Raw genomic sequence first — 22604 nt, 5'->3', positions numbered from 1 at the left:
GGTAAAAATGTGTGACGTCACACATTAGAGCCGGTTATGAATGTAATGAATTACCGGCTCTTATCCCGGCAGTTTTTGTCGGGAATAGAGCCAGTTAGCCCATAGGACAAAGCGGAGGGGCTAAAATGTGCTACGTAGCACATTTCCCAAGTAAATCCTTGTATTTCAAGGGGTTAGGGAAGGTGTAATTCATGTTATGAAGTATAATTCCGAATATGTCTTACATGTCTTTTAAGCAGTTATTTCACTTCCCACCCTATTACCCTCAAAACTTCATGCACTGGATGGACCAAATCGCCGCGTACTTCTTCTATTCGTTCAGATAATTTAATGTCTAAAACACCGGCCGCAACCGCCTCTACAGCTTTTATTGCAGGATCCAATGATATTTTTGCAGGATTATGTTCATAACCGATCGCAATAACTGCTTTTTTAGGATAAGATTTTTCTCTCATTAATTTCAAGCAGTCGCCTAACAAAGATTTGTTACCTTCATATGGATGCAAAATCTTTTTAGACCAATGTTCAGCCTCCTTTCCGTTATCACCAAATGGTCTAGCCAACTTGAATTCAATGGCCCATTCATCATTGATTGATAAATCAGGAGCTTGATGTATTTGTGAAGCAACTCCCTTTTCCATAAGACGCTTCGCTATTTCCTGGACAATTTGAGTTTCTTCTAAAGGACCAATTCCGGGTTTAAAATTCTTTTCTTCGTCTCTAGGATTTGTTGAATCGTGAGTCTTCAGAATATCGGCTATATTCTTTATTATTTCAGCTAATTCCATAAACAATACTTTTCAGTTTAACTCTAATTATAAACTAATAACATGTAATACAGTAATAGAATACATATCACCTATCATCAGTCAAGTCATTTCTGATGAATCAGTGTAATCTGTGAAATCTGTGGTTTCAAACACTTATTTAGTAATCACTTCCTTCTGTCTCTGCTTATTGGCAATATCCTTTTCCACAAATATCTTTTCATCAGCGAAAGGATTGATCCCGGTATAATACATCAGGGCCGAATAGGTGGATGGCAGAGGCGTAAAGACCTGGGCCTGCTCGGGCGTGATTTTCAGTTCCTGACGGGTGTATTTCCTCAATTCCAGCATATCCTGATACGAACAACCCGGATGCGCGGCGATGAGATAATAGGTCAGGAATTGACGCTTGCCAAACTGCTTGTTAAGTCGATAAAATTCATCCTTGAACCGCTTGAGATAATCCCGATTCGGTTTACCCATATGTTTTAATACATTATCTTCCGTATGTTCCGGCGCAATCTTGAGCTGGCCTGAGGTGTGATGCTCGACCACCTCAGCCAGATACTTCAGCCCGTATTTGGCGTCTTCCATGACCATATCGTGCCTAATGCCTGAGCCGATAAAGACCTTTTTGACGCCCGGTATCTGCCTTAAGCCCCGCAGGAGTTCTATCTGTCTGGAATGGTCTATCTTTAAGTTTTTACAAATGTTAGGATAGAGACATCGTTTGCCCCCGTCCCGAAATAATCGGGACTCCGCTGCGGCTACGCACGCTCCAATCTTTAGTTTCTTAGCACACTCTATGGCATACATATTGGCCGTGGGGCCGCCCACATCAGAGATATAGCCCTTGAAATCAGGCATTTTGGCCAGTTTCTCCGCCTCCCTGATGATGGATTCAAGACTGCGCGAGATAACAGTCCGGCCCTGATGGACCGTGATGGAACAGAAATTACATTCGCCGTAACAGCCCCGATGGCTGGTGATGGAGAATTTGATGGTCTCTAAGGCTTTTACCCCCACACCAAAGATTTTAGTGTGGGGGTGAACCTTGCCCTGCTTGAGGTAGTACGGATGCACCTCATTCTCATAATCCAGCTCGCCCAGCCCCTGCGTGCCGGGGCTGGGTTCATAGATAGCATCAAGTTCCTTTGTGGTCAGATTCTCCGAGGGCGGATTCTGAATCAGGTATCTGGTATCCTGTTTCTGGCATAGGCCCTTAGCCGTTATCGGGTCGTTGTTGTTATAGAAGGTGTGAAACATCTCTATGAATTTATGCTTATCATCTTTAACCTCTTCGTATGATGGCAGGAGCATATAGTCTTTCCTGGGTTCACTTGATATATAGCAGAGGCCCTTAATATCCTGCCAATTCTGGATTCCTCCCGCCTTCGGCTGGACGGGAATGACACATTCACTACGCCCCAGTAGGGGCTCGTGGTCACTGCGGTGTTCGCTACGCTCAGTGTAAACAGGTTGGGTTTTTAGCGCATGAGCCAATTCCACCACTGCCTGTTCCCCCATTCCATAGACCAGGATATCGGCCTTGGCATCGAACAGTATTGAGCGTCTGATCGCGTCATCCCAGTAATCATAATGGGCAATCCGACGTAGGCTGGACTCTATCCCGCCCAGGACAATGGGCTTGGTATTTTTACGGAGCTGTGAAGCGGAGTCCCGCCGAATGGCGGGAAAGTATCTCTTTATCAGGTTGGAATAGACAATAGATGCCCTATCCGGCCGTTTGGTATTCTCTCCACCCGGGGTAAAATCATCATTACGTCTGTGTTTCTTTGATGCCGTATAATTGGCTACCATTGAATCAACCGAACCGGCGGTAACGCCCCAGAACAGTTCCGGCTCACCCAAGCGGGTGATATCCTTGTCGCTCTTGATGTCCGGCTGGGCAATAATACCGACCCGAAACCCGGCATTAACCAACACCTTGCCGATAACAGCCGCTCCGATAAATGGGCTGTCTATGTATGTATCGCCGGTGACCAGAATAATGTCGAGTTCCTTGTATCCGAGTTTATTTGCTTCTTCTATGGTAGTGGGTAAAAACATATTATATGCGACTATTGCGGTCCAGGCTGCGGTATTGAATGGCCTCGGAGATGTGCTGGGCGTTGATATCAGCCGCGCCTTCGATATCGGCAATGGTCCGGGCTACCTTGAGGATGCGGGTATATGCCCGGGCTGACAGGCCCAGTTCATCAATGGCCTGCCTTAACAGCGCATCCGATTCTTCGTCCAGCTTGCAGAACTTCTTGACCTGCCGGTTATTCATCCGGGAGTTGGCCAGAATCTTCTCCGCTTTAAAGCGTTCGGCCTGTGTCCGGCGCGCCTTTAGCACGCTCTGTTTCATCTGGCTTGACGAGGTGCCTTCGGACTTGGCGGACAGTTCCTTGTAGGCAATGGCCGGCACATCGATATGGATGTCTATCCGGTCCAGCAGCGGCCCGGAAATCTTGCCGATGTAGTTCTGGATTTGCCGGGGCGTGCACCGGCATTCCTTGCGGCTGTCGCCGTAAAACCCGCAGGGACAGGGATTCATGGCCGCGATGAGCATAAACTTGGCCGGATAGCTGACCGAGGTGGTGGCCCGGCCGATAGTGATGCCACCCTCTTCCAGCGGCTGGCGCAGGCCTTCCAGCAGATTCCGGTGGAATTCCGGCAGTTCATCCAGGAACAGGACGCCGTTATGAGAAAGGCTTATCTCGCCCGGCCTGGGATAGGCGCCGCCGCCCAGCAGGCCCGGTTCTGATAAGGTGTGATGTGGAGCGCGGAACGGCCGGACGGTTATCAGGGCCTGGCCGGACGGCAACAGGCCGGTAACGCTGTGGATGCGGGTGGTCTCTAAGGCCTCCTGCAGGGTCAGGTTGGGCAGTATAGTCGGCACCCGCTTGGCCAGCATGGTCTTGCCCGATCCGGGCGGCCCAATCATCAGGCAGTTATGCATCCCGCTGGCCGCGACCAGCAGCGCCCGCTTGACATATTCGTGGCCCTTGACCTCTGAGAAATCCAGGTCATAGTCATCGGTCTCTTTGGATATGGCATCTATATCTATAATAGTTGGCTTAATAACAATCTGCTTATTCAGGAACCCGACTGCCTCGGCCAGATTCCTGACGCCGATGACCTCCAGGCCGTCCACCACCCCGGCCTCGGCCGAATTCTCCCTGGGCAGGATAATTCCTTTTATGCCCTCTTCCCGGCAGAGCATGGCCATAGACAAGGCGCCTTTTATCGGCCTAACCTTGCTGTCTAAAGCCAGTTCTCCGATAACCGCGTAATCCTTCAGCGCATCCTTGTTAATCAGTTCGGACGAGGCCAGGATGCCCAGGGCAATCGGCAGGTCATAAACCGGGCCTTCCTTCTTGATATCAGCCGGGGCCAGATTGATGGTGATTTTACTCTCGCCCGGAAACCTGTAATGGGCGTTGGTAAAGGCGGTAAGAATCCGTGAAATACTCTCCTTGACCGCGGCATCAGGCAGGCCGACCAGGATGATATTGGGCAGGTGCTTGCGGGTGATATCGACCTCTATCTCCAGAGGGCAGGCATCAATGCCCTTAACCGCCGCGCTGATAATCTTGCTTATCATTTCCTTATAAACAATAGGATATCAGGCGGCGAAAGTCAAGATATATTTATCAGCCGGCGCTATTTATTGCCGGTGATATCGAAGAATTGCGACAGCCCGAGCAGGTTAAAGGTTTCGCGCACCTTGGGCCTGGGGTCAACCAATTTAATACTGCCCTTGTTTTCCTGGACTATGCCCAATGTGCCGATAAAAATACCGGCCCCGGCGCTGCTTAGATAATCCACATTTGACAGGTCCACCACAAAATTATAAATACCCTGATTAATCAGGTTATTGAATGCCTGCTCCAACTGGCCGTAAGAATAGGCGTCTACCATGCCATGAATAGAGATGTTCGCGCTGCCGTCGTTGTTGTTCTGAACTTTAATCTGTAATTCCTTCATAAGATAATACCATTACGCCGGCTCTAAAAATCAAGGCTGATAATAGTCATCAGGCCCTGTCCGGTCCGAACGCCATCGGAATTGGATTGGTTAGTACCCGCGTTGTAAGACCCACCACCACCGCCGCCGCCCCTGTCAGAACCAGAGCCATTAGACCAGGCACCGCCGCCGCCGGAATAGCCGCCGCCGCCGCCAGCCGGCCAGGTAGCACCGCCGCCACCACCATATCCGCCAGCAGCGCCATAGCTACTACCCTGCGCCCCGCCGGTTAATCCATTAGCCCAATTAAGCCCACCGGTACAACTATTTGCCCCGGTAGTTCCGTTACTAGAAAATCCAGCTCCGCCACTGCCTCCCCAAGAACCAGAAGCCGAACCGCCATTACCACCTGACCCGCCCGGGTTAACATTTGGTCTATCGTAGGTACCCGAGGTCCCGGTAACGGCATCCATCCCGGCACCAGTTTGACCGCCGCCGCCACCGCCGCCGGCGATTATCAGCGGCACGCCACTTCTAACCACGAATGAACCACCGCCTCCCCCTGCTGAAGCACCATTAACACCTTGTTGTCCAACAGCAATGCTAAGCACATCACCCGCGTTCAGATAAAAGTCTCCACGCATCCTGGCACCCAAACCTCCAGTATTACCGGCTATGCCGCCCTGGGCGCCCCAGACCTCTATGCGGTAAGTGCCGCTGTATGTTATGGTCAGTGTCTGGATACTCCCGTTTTGGCCGGTTGAGGTGTTGGTAAAGGTCAGACTTAGATTCTCGGCCGTCAGGGTAGTGGCGCTGAGCACATTGGAATAACCGCTCGGGCTGATGCCGTTATAGGCGTAAACCTGATAATTATAGCTGGTGCCCATGGCTAAACCGGTATCGGTATATGCAGTGGCGCTCTGGGATACTGTGGCAATCAATGAAAATCCGCTATCGGTCGGAATGGTCTGGCGCTCTATCCTGAAGCCGGTCTCGTTATTGGAGTTATCCGCCCATTGCAAGCGCATATAAAGGGCGGAAACCGTGGTGGCGGTCAGGGCACTCGGCGCGTCGGGCAACGTAGTCAGGGTTGACGCAATATTGGAATAAGGATTATCTTCCAGGAAGTTATAAGACCGGACCCGGTAATAATAAGTCGTGGCGGCTGAAACGGTCGTATCGGTATAGGCCGTGGTATTGGCCGTTACGGTAACGATTTGGGTCCAGGTAATGCCTTCCGGCGAACGTTCAATCTTGAACCCGTTTTCACCCGGCGAGTTATCCTGCCAAGTCAGTGTAATGGCGGTCTCAGAAACCACCGCCAGCCGTAAGTTGCTGGTAGCATTTGCAGTGGCTGAAGTGTTTGTATACCTGATTATTACGGTGCCGGAACTGCCATTGGCAGCCACCGCGCCGGCATTTCCGGCCGTACCCCGATAAGCATTGGCGTAATCGCCCGGCGTGATGCCGGTGCCGGCCGTTAATACGCCGCCGGATATCAGGGTGGTATTCAGATATCCCGAGCCGCCGCCGCCGCCGGCCATGGTGTTGGATTCGCTATACCCGCCGGCTGAGCCGCCCCAGTAGCCGCCGCCGCCGCCGCCGCCATAACTATTAATCCTAACCACGCCGCCCTGCAGGGCGCCCTGTCCGCCGGGATAATTAGCAGAGTCACAACTGGCATCGGCTCCGGCCGCGGTCTGGGTACCGGGATTACCGCCGTATTGGGGCTTGCTATCGTAAGGAGAATATCCCACCTGACCCACCGAGCCGCCGCCGCCGCCGCCGGCATTACCGGTGCCGGCCCGGCTGCTGCCGCCGCCGCCGCCGCCGCCGGCAATGATAAGAGCATTAGCCTGGGAAACAGATGACATAAACATCCCGGAATAGCCGCCGCCGCCACTGGCATATTTATTACCATCACTGTCAGTAGGAGTTCTGCCCGGGCCGCCGCCGCCGGCCGCGCCGACTACGCTATTAACCACCCCACCGCCGCCTACCACAACATTATATGTACCGGAATTTATACTCAAGGTTCCCCGGGCCGCGCCGCCGGCCCCGCCCGGAGCGCCATAGTTCCAGCCGCCGACCGTGCCGCCGGCACCGCCGCCGCCCCAGGCATAGACCTCAACGCTTCCAGTGCCTTCCACCGTAAATGTCCCGGCAGTGGTAAAGGTATGCATGGTTGTGCCAGGAGGTATAATTGTCCCTCCGGTGGCCACAATACCGCTTGAAGCCAGATACCGAATGATAACGATGCCTGAACCGCCGGCTCCGCCGTTACCGGCGCCACCGCTGCCCGAACCACCGCCGCCGCCGCCGCCGCCGGTGTTGGCAGTTCCGGATATCCCGGCAGTATTAACTCCGCCGCCGGCTCCGCCGCCGCCTGAACCGCCCTGGCCACCGCTACTATTACACGTTCCGCCGCCGCCGCCGCCGGCATAAGTAACGGGGAAACCGCTAATACTGCTTAACAAACCGTTGCCACCCGCGCCGCCTACGTTGCTTGATCGTGTTACTCCTACCGCACCGGCGCCGCCGCCGCCGCTACCACCGCGCCATGAAGTTGTATTTGATGTAGCATCACCTCCGGCATTCCCCTGTCCGGAGGTTCCCGAACTCGCAGCGGTACTGACATTATATCTGTTTGCCGCGCCACCGCCAGAGCCGCCATCTGCCCCTCTATTTACGCCGGTGGCATCATCATTATCCGACCCGCCGCCGCCGCCGCCGACCGCGGCAAGCGTACCAAAAACACTATCAGAGCCGTTTCCACCCCGGCTGGCATTCGCAGTGGAACCACTACCACCGCCACCGACAGTTATCGGATATGAACCAACAGCCACAGCATAAGACGAATTATAAATCAAACCGCCGGCGCCGCCGCCACCGCCGCCATCGCCGCTTGGATTAGGTTCTGCTTTGCCGCCGCCGCCGCCGCCGGCCACCACCAGGACTTCAACATTCCCACTGCCTGCGGTAACGGTAAATGCCCCGCTGGAAGTAAAGATATGAGTGGTGTAATTACCATCAGATTTTGTGCCTCCGATGGCGGAGAATCCAAAGGTAACTGCGCTGGCGATATTGGAATAACCGCTCGGACCGAGAGCGTTATAGGCCCGGATCCGGTAGGCATAGGCCGTGCCGCTGACCAGCCCGGTATTGGTATAGACCTGAGTATTGCGCGTAATCGTGGCGCACAGGGAGTAGGTGATGCCGTCAGTGGAGCGCTCCAATTCAAACCCGGTTTCGTTATTGGAATTATCCGCCCATTGCAAGACGATGGAATAGGCATAAACCGTGGCGGTTATCAGGCCGCTCGGATCATTTGGCAGGGAAGTCCGGGTCTGCTCAATGTTGGAATTGGGATTATCCTCGATAAAGTTATAAGACCGGACCCGGTAATAATAGGTCGTGCCGGCGGAAACCGCCGTATCAGTATAGGACGTGGTGTTGGCGGCCAAAGTATAAGTCACGGTCCAGTCATTCCCGTCTAAAGAGCGCTCCAGTCTAAATCCCTGGTCGCTGGGCGAATTATCCTGCCAGGTCAGGGCGATTTCCGTATCAGAAATAACCGTGGCCTGCAGGTTGGAGGCAATATTTGTTTGGGTGTCATTATAACGTATGATGACGATGCCTGAGCCACCGGCGCCCGAGCCGTTGAGCCAGCCGCCGTTGGGCGCCCAGTAGGAACCGCCGCCGCCGCCGCCGCCGGTATTGGCAATACCATTAGGAGTGCTGCTGCCCCGGGTCGTGGCATTGACCTCGACCGGGTAAGAAGTGTTACCATAGTAAGAAGTAGTTCCGCAACCGCGTCCGCCGCCGTCAAAGCCATCCCCGGCGCGCTCGCTGCTGTTGGCGCCGCCGCCGCCGCCGCCGCCGTAATATCTGAGCGAACCCGATATGGTACTGGCTATCCCGGCCCCACCATTGCCAGCCGGTGCTGTACCGCCGCTGCCACCAACCCCGGCCGAGCCGGCGCCGCCACCGCCTGCACCGGTATAGTTTTGAGAATCATTGCCGCCGGAATTACCATAACCGCCTGTTTGGGTAGAAGTCCCGCCTGCTCCGCCGCCATTGGCCTTACCGCCACCACTGCCGCCGCTACCGGCCGGACTCGCGGAACCGGTGGAACCACCGCCGCCGCCACCCAGGGCAACCAGCGACCCAAAGACCGAATTTTCTCCGTTGTAACCCACGCTCATAGTGGCATTTGTAATAGCCGCGCCGCCATTGCCGACTGTGACCGCCATGGCGCCCGGAGCCACTGAATACGCGCTATTAGAGATGACACCGCCGCCGCCGCCGCCGCCGTTGGCATTGGTGGTGCTATGGTTTCCGCCGCTGCCGCCGCCGCCTACCACCAAAACCTCGACATTCTGGCTGCCGTTCGGCGTGAATGTTCCGGAGGTTGTAAAAATATGCGTTGTTGTGCCAGATGGAGGTATAATTGTCCCGCCGGTGGCAACAATACCGCTTGAAGCCAGATAACGAATGATGACGATACCGGAACCGCCTGGACGACCGTCTCCAGAACTGCCGCCGCCGCCGCCGCCGCCGGAACCGGTATTTGCAGTGGCTGCTGTGCCGGCGCCACCACCACCATTTCCACCATTTCCACCTCCGTGCATACCGCTATTTCCGACACCATCGTTGCCGCCTCCGCCGCCACCTCCGAAATAACCGTTTGAACCAAATGACGAAAACGCACTTATGTAGATACCAGGACCACCCTGACTACTGCTTGATGCGCCACCTGCTCCACCACCGTTACCGTTGGTATTGCTCCCGGAACCGGTTCTATTACCTCCAGCATTTCCATAAACTGTTCGTGTACCACTTGAAGCCATACGAGAAGATTGGTCTGATGAACCGGCTGTTCCGTTATAACCACCACCACCGCCACCAGAGCCGCCAGCCTTCCCAGCGTTATTGCTGTAGTAACCTCCACCACCGCCACCAGAAGCAAGTAACCCAAATGCTGTAGAATCACCGCCATTATTCCCATAAGTATCATCGGGACCGGGGGAAGTTCCGCCCGCTCCTATAACTATAGGATAAGAACCAGCACCTACAGCAAGAGCAGTATCGTAAACGACACCACCGCCGCCGCCGCCGCCGCCGTGATGCCAACCACCACCACCGCCGCCGGCCACCACCAGGACTTCAACATTCCCGCTGCCTGCGGTAACGGTAAATGCCCCGCTGGCAGTAAAGACATGAGTGGTATAATTACCATAAGATATTGTGCCGCCGGTGGCCGAGAACCCCAGGGTAGTTGCACTGGCTATATTAGAATAACCGCTCACGCCGACCGCGTTATAGGCCCTAATCCGGTATGCATAGGCCGTGCCGCTGACCAACCCGGTATTGGTATAGACCTGAGTATTGCGCGTGACCGTGGCGCATAGGGAGTAAGTAATTCCGTCCGTGGAGCGTTCTATTTCAAAACCATTTTCATTATTGGAATTATCCGCCCATTGCAAGACGATGGCAGAGGAATAAAGCGTGGCGGTTATTAGGCCGCTCGGATCATTGGGCAGGGAAGTCCTGGTCTGCTCAATGTTGGAATTGGGGTTATCCTCTATAAAGTTATAAGACCGGACCCGGTAATAATAAGTCGTGCCGGCTGAAACCGCCGTATCAGTATAGAACGTGGTGTTGGCGGCCAAAGTATAAGTCACGGTCCAGTTACTCCCGTCTTCGGAGCGCTCCAGTCTAAATCCCTGGTCGCTGGGCGAGTTATCCTGCCAGGTCAGGGTAATTTCAGTGTCAGAAATAACCGTGGCCTGGAGGTTGCCGGAAATATTTACCTGATTATTGGTTAAATAACGGACGATGACGATGCCGGAGCCGCCGGCGCCTGAGCCGGTAGTCCAGCCGCCGTTGGGCGCCCAGTATGAACCACCGCCGCCACCGCCGCCGGTATTGGTAATGGCATTGGGAGTGCTGCTGCCCCGGGTCGTGGCATTGACCTCGACCGGGTAAGAATTATAGACGTAGTAAGAGGTTTGGCCGCAGCCGCGTCCGCCGCCGTCAAAGCCATCACCGGCGCGCTCACTACTGTTGCCACCGCCGCCGCCGCCGCCGCCGTAATATCTGAGCGAACCCGATATGGTACTGGATATCCCAGTCCCGCCATTACCGCCGGTTGCGCCGGTGTTTCCGGCAAACCCGGCTGAGCCGGCTCCGCCGCCGCCCGCGCCGGTCCAGGCTACGGCACTGGCACCGCCGGAATTACCATAGCCGCCCGCCTGAATAGAAGACCCGGCCGCGCCGCCGCCATTGGCCTTACCGCCACCGCTGCCGCCGCTTCTAGCCGCAATCGCGACCAACCCGGTCGAACCGCCGCCGCCGCCGCCCAGAGCCACCAACGAACCAAAGACCGAATTCCCCCCGTTGTTGCCCACAGCAGCAACAACAGGAATGGCCGAGCCGCCATTGCCGACTGTCACCGCCATGGCGCCCGGAGCCACTGAATACGCGCTATTGGAGATGACGCCGCCGCCGCCGCCGCCGCCGTTGGCATTGGTGGTGGAGTGGTTTCCGCCGCTGCCGCCGCCGCCCACCACCAGGACCTCGACATTCTGGCTGCCGTTCGGCGTGAATGTCCCGGAAGATGTAAAGGTATGGATGGTATAGCCGCCGGTATATGTTATAGTCCCACCGGTAGCCAAGAATACATTAGAGGTAACTATGTTAATCGTATTGGAATAACCGCTCGGGCCGAAATCGTTATAGGACCTGACCCGGTAGGCATAGGCCGTGCCGCTGACCAGCCCGGTATTGGTATAGACCGTGGTGTTACGCGTAACCGTGGCGTACAGGGAGTAGGTGATGCCTTCAATAGAACGCTCGATTTCAAACCCGTCTTCGTTGTTGGAATTATCCGCCCATTGCAAACCGATGGTTGAGGCATAAACCGTGGCGGTTACCAGTCCGCTCGGCGCGGCGGGTAACGAAGTTCTGGTCTGCTCAATGTTGGAATAAGGATGGTTTGCGAGCAAATCATAGGAACAGATACGATAATAATAAGTCGTACCGGCTGAAACAGCCGTATCGGTATAGGCCGTGGCATTGGCCGTCACAGTGACTATTTGCGTCCAAGTAATGCCTTCCGGCGAACGTTCAATCTTGAACCCGTTTTCACCCGGCGAATTATCCTGCCAGGTCAGGGCAATCGTGGTGTTGGAAAGCGCCTGGGCCGCGAGGTTGCCGGTAATATTATTGCCGCTTTGTAAATACCTGACTATGACTACGCCATTATTGCCATTGCCGGCTACTACGCCGGCAGTACCGGCCGTGCCTCGGTAAGCATTGGCGTAATCACCCGGTGTTATACCAGTTCCGGCTGTCAACACGCCGCCGGATATCAGGGTTGGATGCAGATATCCAGAACCGCCGCCGCCGCCGGCCATGGTATTGGATTCGCTGTAACCGCCGGCAGAACCGCCCCAATAGCCGCCGCCGCCGCCACCGCCCGCACTATTAATCCTAACCACGCCGCCCTGCAGGGCCCATTGCCCGCCAATGGCCTGGGCGCTATCGCAGCTGGCATCGGCGCCCGGACCCGCCTGGGTACCAGGGTTACCGCCATATGAGGTCTTGCTGTCGTAAGGTGAAAATCCTCTTTCGCCTGATGCGCCGCCACCCGCGCCACCGGCATTTCCCGTGCCGGCCCGGCTGCTGCCGCCGCCGCCGCCGCCGCCCGCAATAATACGGGCATTAGCCTGGGAAACAGATGATGCAAATATTCCGGAATAGCCGCCGCCGCCGCCAGCGTACTGGTTATCAACATTATTATTTGAACCCGGACCGCCGCCGCCCGCGGCGCCGACATAACTGTTAATCACTCCGCCACCGCCCACGACAACATTATATGTGCCGGAAACTACATTCAAGGTTCCCTGGGCAGCCCCGCCGGCACCGCCCGCAGCTCCATAACCCCATCCGCCGACATTGCCACCGGCCCCTCCGCCACCCCAGGCATAGACCTCAACATTACCGCCGCCGGTAACAGCCAATGTGCCGCTTGAAGTAAAGATATGAGTTTTTGTGCCAGCAGGTATGATTGTCCCACCGGTGGCAACAATACCACTTGAAGGAAGATAACGGATGATAACGATGCCCGAGCCGCCAGCGCCGCCGGCATAATTATATGCCCCGCCGGCGCCGCCACCGCCGCCGGTGTTAGGAGTTCCCGCAGTTCCATCGGGGCCTGATGCTCCATTTGATGAGCCAGCCCCGCCGCCGCCAAGACCGCCTGCGCCGCCAGTTCCAGTATTGCTGCCGGCACCGCCGCCGCCCGCATAATAGGTGCTAACGCCGGAAATAGAATATTCTTTTCCTGCTCCGCCATTACCGGTCGTCATACCGGTAGCGCCGGCTGCTCCAGCTCCACCGCCACCGCCGCCCCTCCAAGGGGCTACATTTAGCGTATCAGAACCGCCAGCGCTTCCAAATCCACCTGTTTGTGTCGTAGCTCCGCCGGCTCCGCTACTTCCTCCTGAACCACCGCCGCCACCTGAGCCGCCATCATTACCACTTAATGCCGCGCCGGTCCTATAAGAACCGCCCCCACCGCCCCCTATTGCGGTTAATGTGCTGAATACTGAATCAGAGCCATTAGTTCCACGTGGTCTATCTCCGTTTCCTCCAGCTGGAGCACCAGCGCCTCCGGCACCCACAGTTATAGGATATGAACCAACGACCACAGCAAAAGACGGGTTATAAATCAATCCACCCGCACCGCCACCGCCGCCATGTTGTGTTCCACCTCCGCCGCCACCACCAACCACCAGGACTTCAACATTCCCGCTACCTGCTGTAACTGTAAATGTCCCGCCTGAAGTAAAAATATGAGTGGTATAATTACTAACAGATGTTGTACCGCCCGTTGCTTCTATTGCATAAGTAGTCGCAATACACACATTGGAATAGCTGCTGGTTCCGATGCCGTTATAGGCCCTAACCTGATAAGCATAGGAGGTAGCCATAGCCAAGCCGCTGTCGGTATACGAGGTGGTATTACGGTCCAGCGTGGCAACCAGGGTGTAGGTCACGCCGTCCGTAGAGCGCCAGACCTCAAAGCCAGTTTCATTATTGGAATTATCGGCCCATTGCAAAACGATAGCCGTGGCATAAATCGTGGTAGTTACCAGGCTGCTCGGCGCATTGGGCAACGAAGTCCTGGTTACCTCAGTATTGGAATTTGCGTTATCCCCTATAAAGTTATAAGACCTGACCCGGTAATAATAAGTCGTGCCGGCTGAAACAGCCGTATCGGTATAGGCCATGGTATTGGCACCCAGCGTATAAGTCACAGTCCAGTTATTCCCGTCCTCGGAGCGCTCCAACCTGAAGCCCTCTTCACCCGGCGAATTATCCTGCCAGGTCAGGGCAACAATGGTATCGGAGACCACCGTGGCCCGCAGGTTGGTGGTAGCATTAACCTGGATATCGTTGGTCAAATAGCGTATGATGACAATACCTGAGCCTCCGGCTCCGGAACCGGTAGTCCAATAGTTATTGCCGCCGCCACTACCTGACCAATAGGAACCAGCGCCGCCGCCGCCGCCGGTGTTGGCCACGGCGTTGGGAGTGCCGCTGCCCCTGGTCGTGGAATTAACCTCGTCAGGGTAATAATTGTAGGCGTAATAAGTGGTGTTTCCGCAGCCGCGGCCGCCGCCGTCATAGCCGTCACCGGCCCGCTCGGTGCTGTTGGCGCCGCCGCCGCCGCCACCACCGTAATATTTCAGCGAACCCGATATGGTGCTGGATATCCCGGTTCCGCCATTGCCACCGGTTACTACAGAGCTACTGCCGATAAATCCGGCTGAGCCGGCGCCGCCGCCGCCTGCGCCGGTCCAGGCGATAGCGCTGGCACCACCGGAATTACCATAGCCGCCCACTTGAACAGAGACCCCGGCCGCGCCGCCGTTATTGGCCTTGTCGCCGCCGCTGCCGCCGCTGCCCGCCACATTCGCGGAGCCGGTCGAACCACCACCACCGCCGCCCAGGGCAACCAGCGACCCGAAGACAGAGTTTTGTCCGTTGTAACCCACGCTGGTAGTAACATTTGTAATAGCCGCGCCGCCATTGCCGACCGTCACCGCAATAGCCCCGGACGTTACGGAATAAGAAGTATTGTAGATAACGCCGCCGCCGCCGCCGCCACCGTTGGCATTGGTGGTATTATGATTTCCGCCGCTGCCGCCGCCGGCCACCACCAGGACATCAACATTCCTATTGCTATTCGCCGTGAATGTCCCGGAGACCGTGAAAGTATGAATGGTATAGCCGCCGCTGAATGTGATGGTCCCACCGAAGGCGGCAAATCCCAGGGTAGTTACGTTGAGTATATTGGAATAACCGCTAGCGCTGATAGCGTTATAGGCCCGGATCCGGTAGGCGTAAGGCGTGCCACTAACCAGCCCGGTATCGGTATAAACCGTGGTGTTGCGCATGAGCGTGGCCAGCAGGGTATAGGTAATACCATTAACAGAGCGTTCCAATTCAAACCCGGTTTCGTTATTGGAATTGTCTGCCCATTGCAACATGATGTAAGACGAATAAACCGTGGCGGTTACCAGACCGCTCGGCGCGCTGGGCAGTGAAGTCCTGGTCTGCTCAATGTTGGAATTGGGATGTTCTGTAAGGAAGTTATAAGACCGGACGCGGTAATAATAAGTCGTGCCGGCTGAAACAGCCGTATCAGTATAGGCCGTGGTGTTGGCGGCCAGGGTATAAGTCACGGTCCAGTCAACCCCGTCCAATGAGCGTTCAATTCTAAACCCGTTTTCACCCGGCGAGTTATCCTGCCAGGTCAGGGCAACAACGGTATCGGAGACCACCGTGGCCATCAGGTTGGTGGTAATATTTAAATTTTCTGACGCGCCAGAAATACCCTGAATAGTCACCAGCCCTTGTCCGGTTCTCGCGCCACTAGAATTAGATTGGTTTGTTCCGGCGTTGTAAGAACCACCACCACCTGCTACACCATTTGAACCTGTGCCTGCACCTCCAGAATATCCTCCCCCTGCTCCTGTTGCACCTTGATTATTCCACTCACCACTAGATCCTCCACCAAAGCCACCTTGAGCGCCATATCCACCGTTCAAGCCACCAGCTGTACCGCCATTTATAAAACTCATCCCCCCGGGTGTCCAACCAGCAGTACCATTCCCGGTAAGTCCACCACCGCCGCCACCGCCACCGGAAGCACCACCGCCGCCACCGCCTGTTCCACCAGTAGCTACCCCCTGAGAACCATTGCCGCCAGAGGTTCCTGTCAATCCAGGCTGTCCATTTTGGGGGTTAGAGTTTCCACCACCACCACCACCACCACCAGCAATGATTAGCGGGTTATTGCTGTTATCAGTGACAAACGTTCCACCGCCACCGCCACCTGATTTATAGGTGGCCTGATTTAATCCTTGTTGTCCGACTAAGATTTTTAGCTGTGTCCCGGCAGTTATAGTAAAATCTCCCATCATTCTTGCACCCAGACCTCCTGTATATGAGGTTCCACTACCGCCTTGGGCACCCCAAGCCTCTATCCGGTAAACTCCGGTCTGCGTTATAGTACTCGTTTGTATGGTGCCATTTTGGCCGGTTGAGGTATTGTTAAAGGTTATATATACCGGGTAGAAAGATCCTGTTATTTGACTAACCGAACCGGAATAATTACTGGTGCCCATACCGTTATAAACCCGAATCTGGTAGGCATAGGCGGTTGACATCAGTAGCCCGTTATCAGTATAAGAAGTGGTATTACGAGCCAGCGTGGCCACCAAGGTGTAAGTCACGCCGTTCATCGAGCGCCAGACCTCAAATCCGGTCTCGTTACTGGAATTATCAGCCCATTGCAAAGTGATTGAACCAGCGGTAACTGTCGTGGTTATCAGGGTATCCGGCTGGCTGGGCAAAGAACTCCAAATCGTTTCAATATTGGAATACGGAGAATCGCCATTGGCATCATACGACCTGACTTGATAGTAATAATAATTATTGGGAGTTATGGTGGTATCGGAATAAATGGTCACATTGCCTATGACTGTTCCGATCTGGGTCCAAGCGCTGCCGTCAAATGAGCGTTCAACCTTGAAGCCCAGTTCGCCCACCGAGTTGTCCTGCCAGTTCAGGTCAATCTGATTCCCGGAAACAACCGTAGCGGTCAGATTAGACGGTGTATTAACCTGGACTTCAGAGTTGACTGCCAAAACCGGCTCAATGGCCGAATATTTCCTGATGCGCCAGTTGTCCGAATCAAATAATGCGCCGCTCGGACCGCCGCTGATTAAAGCGACCTTGAGCAACGATTCGGATGAATAGACCGAATCATACCAAGTAACCCAACTCAAACCGCTATCGGTAGAGCGTTCATATATACAACCGGATGAGGTCTTGAGCCGCATCCTAATTTTATATGCTTGACCTGAGGTCCAGTTCTGACCAACATCACCTCTATTCGTACCATCCTCATAAACATCATCGGCTTGACTGGCATTGGAATAAAATCCATAAGGCATATCTGTATAATCTCGACCCGTGGTTGCATCTTTCCAACCAAAGAAGTTACTGTAGGCGGAACCGGTCCATTTATAATCAAACTCCAACGACAGTGAATCTGTCCTGTTAAAATTACCAATACTGTAGACAGAGGGATTGCCCCATGTACTAGAACCACCGGTGGAAACTAATCGGTTGTTCTGGTTAAGCCAACTACCCGTATCATATTCTACCCATTTAGCAACATCTATAGTTGCGCCGGTGAAATCATCGCCAAAAACAAAGGTGTTAGTAATGCTAGATGAAGATGTGGCTGAAACATTACCATAGAACATCTTCAACTGAGTGGTTCCGCTGAGCAGGGACGGCATCTTGAGCCAGAATTTATTATCGCTTTCCTGCCAATAAGGCAATTCCCGGGTCATGGCCGCATCGGTAAACCGGATATCGGCGTAATCGCCATTGACCTTGGGTATGCCTGAGTTGTAGCGGGTGGCTATCTCAGTGTCGGACAGAGCCCGGTTGTAGATGCGGGCTTCGTCTATAATGCCATCAAAAGGATAATTTGGCACCGTATCAATAGCCCCGATAAAACAGGTAGCACTTACAGAAGCAGCCGGAGTTCCGGCGGATGTAAAAGTCATTGTTTGCGGAACACCATTATAATATAACATCCCGTCGGAACTTCCGGTTCCGCTTATTACGCCAATTATGTGCGTCCAGCTGCCGGTGGCAGGAGCATCTGTCATATAAGAAACGTAATTACCGGCCGAACCTTGATACCATATGCTCAGCCTTCCGGCAACGCCTTGACTATCAAGACCCACCCTGACGGATGCGCCGTTAGATACTTCAACAATTCCCACAGATGTAGGCCAAGTGGATGGATTTACCCAAGCTTCAAAAGTAAATGGAATTGAAACTGTGCGAGAACCACAATTTACATATCTATTTGTCCCGTTAAACGAGCATCCATTTCCAAACCGGCCTGATGAAGTAATAACAGCTCCGTTAGTTAATGTGCCGGTGTTATAATAACCGGACATATCCGCCGTGGTCGTGGCCGTAACTACCTCGGAAAAGTGCCAGGAGCCGACCAGACCTGCATTATTAATAAAAGATGAATCCATAAACGGACTGACCACAACCTGGTAGTCAATCAGATTAGAACCGGTATTGGTTACGGTTATCGGGCGCAAATACTGCCAGATTCCCCCGCCGCTGTTGGAAAGGCCATTGACCGTATTGGAAATCACACCTGAAGGATCGCTGATGCCGATACCGTTAAATGACCGTATCCGGTAATAATACGTGGTACTTATAGACACGCTTGCATCAGCGTATGAGGTGATATTAGCCGGCACGGTTATGGTCACGGCCCAGTTCACGCCGTCCAATGAACGTTCCAGGTAAAACCCGGTTTCATTGGATGAATTGTCACTCCACTGCAGGGTTATGGGTGAGGTGCCGCCTGTAGTGGTAATCAGATTGGAAGGCGACACAGGAGCCGAGATGGTAACACTTACCGTATTAGAATATAAATAGCTGCTCAGATCCTTATAAGACGCCACCTTGTAATAATAGGTGCCGGTGGGCGTGACGGTACTATCGGTGCATGAAGTGATATTGACGCCGATATTAGCCAGCATCCCGTAGGTAACCCCGTCAAAGGAACGGTCAACCTTAAAGGCGAATTCGTTGTCTGAATTGTCCTGCCAGGTTAAATTGACCTGGCTCTCGGAAACAACAACGGCGCTCAGGTTGGTCGGGGCGAATACCCCGTTTTCAACGCCCGGCACTGAATGAATCGGCGCTATGGCCGAGTATTTGCGGACAAAGAAGTCATCATACCATACCTCAGTATCGAAACCTCCCCATAATCCAGCAATTGTGGTCGGTTTTAATGGTCGTGTGTCCGAGGCCTGCCATGATAGTTGAGTTCCCGCCTTACAGATTGATACTTTTTGAATATTATTCTGTCTCAACATATCCAAGTCATACCACGTATATACCACGGGAGTAAATCCTATCGCACCTGTATTTCGCCATGCTGCCCCTTCTTCCAGAATTGCGCTTTGAGAGAGGCTGAATTCATAAATTACTCCAGCAAACCAAGTAGATGTGCCGTCTCTTTCTATTGTCAATCCCTGTCGTCCAGAACCCAAAGTTGCTGAATTGATATACATTTTAGCATGTACAATATAATCAGTTAAGTTAGTAGATACATATGATGCTTTATAGTAAACGGCTGATGTTGATTTTTGTTTTCTATATCCCCCCTCATTTAACCATGTTCCAGCATTATTAGTCCATGCAAGAAGTCCCGAACCCTCAAAATCATCAAAAAGTGCAAAGGTATTAGTGCCACTGGATGACGAGGTAGCCGAGATATTACCGTAGTACATTCTGATGCCGGTGGTCACACTCGCTGAGATAGACGGCTCCTTCACCCAAAATCGGCTATCGGTTTCCTGCCAGTAAGAATACTCCTGCGAACCATCCGAACTCGCGAACCGAATATCCGCCAAATCGTGCTTGACCTTGGGTGTGCCAGCATTATAGCGGGCCGTAATTTCAGCGGCGGAAAGAACCCGGTTATAGATACGGGCTTCGTCTATTAATCCGCGATAAAAACTGGCAGTCAAGTCACTGCGATTGCCGAAGCGAATCCCACTCGTCGTATTTGACATACTATTAGTCACCAGAACACCACTACCAATTTCTTGCCCGTCAATATAAAGCCGAACCCTATTTGAAGATGTGCCATTACCATCTCTTGTCGCCACCAGATAATGCCATGTATCATCGTCATAACGTATTGAAGAAGTAATATATCCGGCGCCGGCGCCGGCAGATGTCCATGTTTCAAATTGGACAAGCCCGGTAATCCTGTCAATATTAACGCCATACTCATAATTACTGGTAGCACCTTTTGCAACAAGATAATTACGTGTATCACCTGAGCCGATTTGAGTCGGCGCTTTAAACCAGAATTCTGTTGTAAACATCCCATTAGTAAATGATAGATTGTCTGTGTCGCTGACATCTACTCTGTCATCCGTGCCATCAAAGGAAAGCGCATTACCAAAGCGTCCGGCTACCCGGGTTGGGCTGTTGACCAACGTGCCGTTATTGCTTGAACCTGACAGATCAGTCGTGGTAATGGAGGTGTCGGTCAGCGGCTCGGAGAAGTGCCAAGAGCCAACCAGTCCTGAGCCGTAACGCATAGAGATTTCCTCAGCCGACAGTGCGCGCTTGTGAATCTTGATCTCATCTATCAAGCCATTGGTATATTCAATAATGGTTGAGGCATTGGTTTGGTATCTAGCGCCTATTAACGCGCCGGTGCTTCCGCCGTTTATCGGGTGATTACTAACAGGGATAGTAAAACCTCCTACATTATTACCGTTAAAATAGTAAGTTACCGCTGTGCCTGAACGAACCACGGCAATATGATACCAGTTGCCGGCACTAACCGTTATATTATTAGAGCCCCCCTCATAGTAACCATTTCCAGCTGCGTTCCGGCAGGCAAAATTCAGCCGGTAAGGCGAAACCCAGTTGCCGAAAAACCATTCATTACTAGCTCCGTCGGCATCACTGCCCGCGGCTACAAGTCTCATAACACCGCCGAAAGATGAATAATTAACCCAGCCTTCAATAGTAAAATCACCTGTGCCGAAATCTAATGATGAGCTATCAGCAGTAGTGACGCGGGTAGTTGAGCCATTAAATTGCAGAGCGTTCCCAAACCTGCCTTGCGTCCAGGTTGGACTGTTGACCAGGGTACCAGTATTGTTATTACCAGAGGCATCCGCAGTAGTGCCGCCCGTGCCTTCAGAGAGCGGCAAAGAGCAGGCCAAACCGGTGTTAGTAATATTATTGCCGATGAAATCGCCCGAGTCGCGGAACGGCTCTACCATCACCTGATAATCCGTCAGGGTTGCGCCGCTGTTATTGGTGATGGTCATGGGCCGGTAATACGGCCAGTTGCCGCCGCCGTCATTGGACAGCAGTACCCCCAGCGCCGTAAAGGATATGGCCGGACTGGTGGTCGTACCGGCCATATTGGTGGCGCCTGCCCTGAAATAGTAAGTAACGCCGGGGTTAAGAGATGTTAGTGTTGCGGTAACAATAACATCGCTTAAACCGGACCCGATGGCCTGCGCCGTGGTGCTATAGGTATAAGATGTATTAGTGATGTCCCACTCAAAATAGGCTATGGTTGACAACCCGGTGGAATTGACTGTTGCATTCAGCACGGCCGATGTACCTGTAACCGTAGTCGCTCCTGTAATGGTAATAACCGGCGCGGTGCCGATATCAAATGCAGCAGAGGTGGCGCTGATGGCGCCGGACAGGGCCGTAGCGCTTAAGACATAGCCGGATCCCTCTGCCGGAATGCTTAAATCATTAAACGTGGCAATGCCGGAGACATTGCTTTGGGTAATAAGCGTGCCATTCATCAGGGCGCCGGTGGTGGTGGTTACAGAGACCGAGACAGCCGGGACAGGATTCGCGTAGGCATCCCGGACTATGACTGTAACCGGCGGCGTTATGATGGCGCCAATCCCATTAGTAATCGGCTGCTGGACAAACGCCAGATTATCGGCCGCGCCGTAGCTTAGAACATCAAAGGTGCCAGAGGTAGCAATAGTCAAAGCGGCTGCTGTAGCAGTCATGGTGCGCAGGGTGCCGGCTCCGGTTATGCCAACATTATTAAATGTGGCTATGCCTGATGAAGCCGCCACGCCGGTAGTTGTCCCGCTGAACGCTGAACCAGCGCTGACTGTAATACTTACCGGATTGGAGGCGGTTGTTACGGTATTACCGTAGATATCCCGGATTCGAACCGTGATTACCGGCGCAAATAGAGCGCCTGAAACGGTAGTGGTCGGCGGCTGGACAAACGCCAGGTTGTTCGGAGCTATGGCCGTAATGCTGAAACTGCTTGAGCCTACCGGCCCGATTGCGCCGGAGCGCGCCTGCAATTGATAAATTCCGCTCGCGGTAATGCTCAAGTTATCGAATATGGCAATCCCTGAAGTATTCGTGTTTTTCGTGGTGGTCCCGTTTAATTGAGCGGTCGTGGTCAGAGAAACAGGCACTCCGAAACCAACCGGGTTACCGTATGCGTCCCTGACGCTAACATCAACCTCTGATATTGTCGCTCCAGCCGCGGTATTGGTCGGCTGCTGGAAGAACACCAAATTGCCCGGCGCCCCGGCCGTGATATTGAAACTGCCTGAACTAACCGGCCCGGCTGCGCCTGACCGCGCCTGCAACTGATACGCCGTCCCGGTCGTGGTGATGCTCAGATTGCTAAAGGTGGCGATACCTGAGCTGTTGGTGCTG

At 53.7% G+C, this 22604-nt stretch carries 5 protein-coding genes; all 5 read right to left on the bottom strand.

Translation table 11 applies throughout. The features are described from left to right. Positions 1-239: 239 nt before the first annotated feature. Positions 240-788 (bottom strand): hypothetical protein, encoded by a 549-nt coding sequence (locus HZA49_09570; GenBank protein MBI5779687.1) that lies wholly within the window; start codon positions 786-788, stop codon positions 240-242. 135 nt (positions 789-923) lie between these two features. Next, positions 924-2837, bottom strand: coding sequence for a YgiQ family radical SAM protein (locus tag HZA49_09565; protein MBI5779686.1), 1914 nt, complete (start codon positions 2835-2837; stop codon positions 924-926). A 1-nt stretch (position 2838) separates the two neighbouring features. After that, positions 2839-4377, bottom strand: a complete 1539-nt coding sequence (locus HZA49_09560; GenBank protein ID MBI5779685.1) for a YifB family Mg chelatase-like AAA ATPase — start codon at positions 4375-4377, stop codon at positions 2839-2841. Between the two features lie 59 nt (positions 4378-4436). Further along, a complete protein-coding gene (locus HZA49_09555) occupies positions 4437-4760 on the bottom strand; it encodes an STAS domain-containing protein (protein ID MBI5779684.1) in 324 nt (107 codons plus the stop codon). Between the two features lie 23 nt (positions 4761-4783). After that, positions 4784-22604: DUF2341 domain-containing protein (locus HZA49_09550; GenBank protein MBI5779683.1), on the bottom strand; the 17821-nt coding region annotated here is incomplete at its 5' end.

It is taken from the genome of Planctomycetota bacterium, from assembly GCA_016235865.1.
Lineage (GTDB): Bacteria > Planctomycetota > MHYJ01 > JACQXL01 > JACQXL01 > JACRIK01.
Note: the sequence above shows the minus strand (reverse complement) of the source record. Positions and strands in the feature narration are given on the sequence as shown.

Excerpts from the sequence above, each read along its gene's own strand:
- HZA49_09560 (MBI5779685.1), bottom strand. The coding sequence starts at position 4,377 with ATGATAAGCAAGATTATCAGCGCGGCGGTTAAGGGCATTGATGCCTGC.
- HZA49_09570 (MBI5779687.1), bottom strand. The coding sequence starts at position 788 with ATGGAATTAGCTGAAATAATAAAGAATATAGCCGATATTCTGAAGACT.
- HZA49_09565 (MBI5779686.1), bottom strand. The coding sequence starts at position 2,837 with ATGTTTTTACCCACTACCATAGAAGAAGCAAATAAACTCGGATACAAG.
- HZA49_09555 (MBI5779684.1), bottom strand. The coding sequence starts at position 4,760 with ATGAAGGAATTACAGATTAAAGTTCAGAACAACAACGACGGCAGCGCG.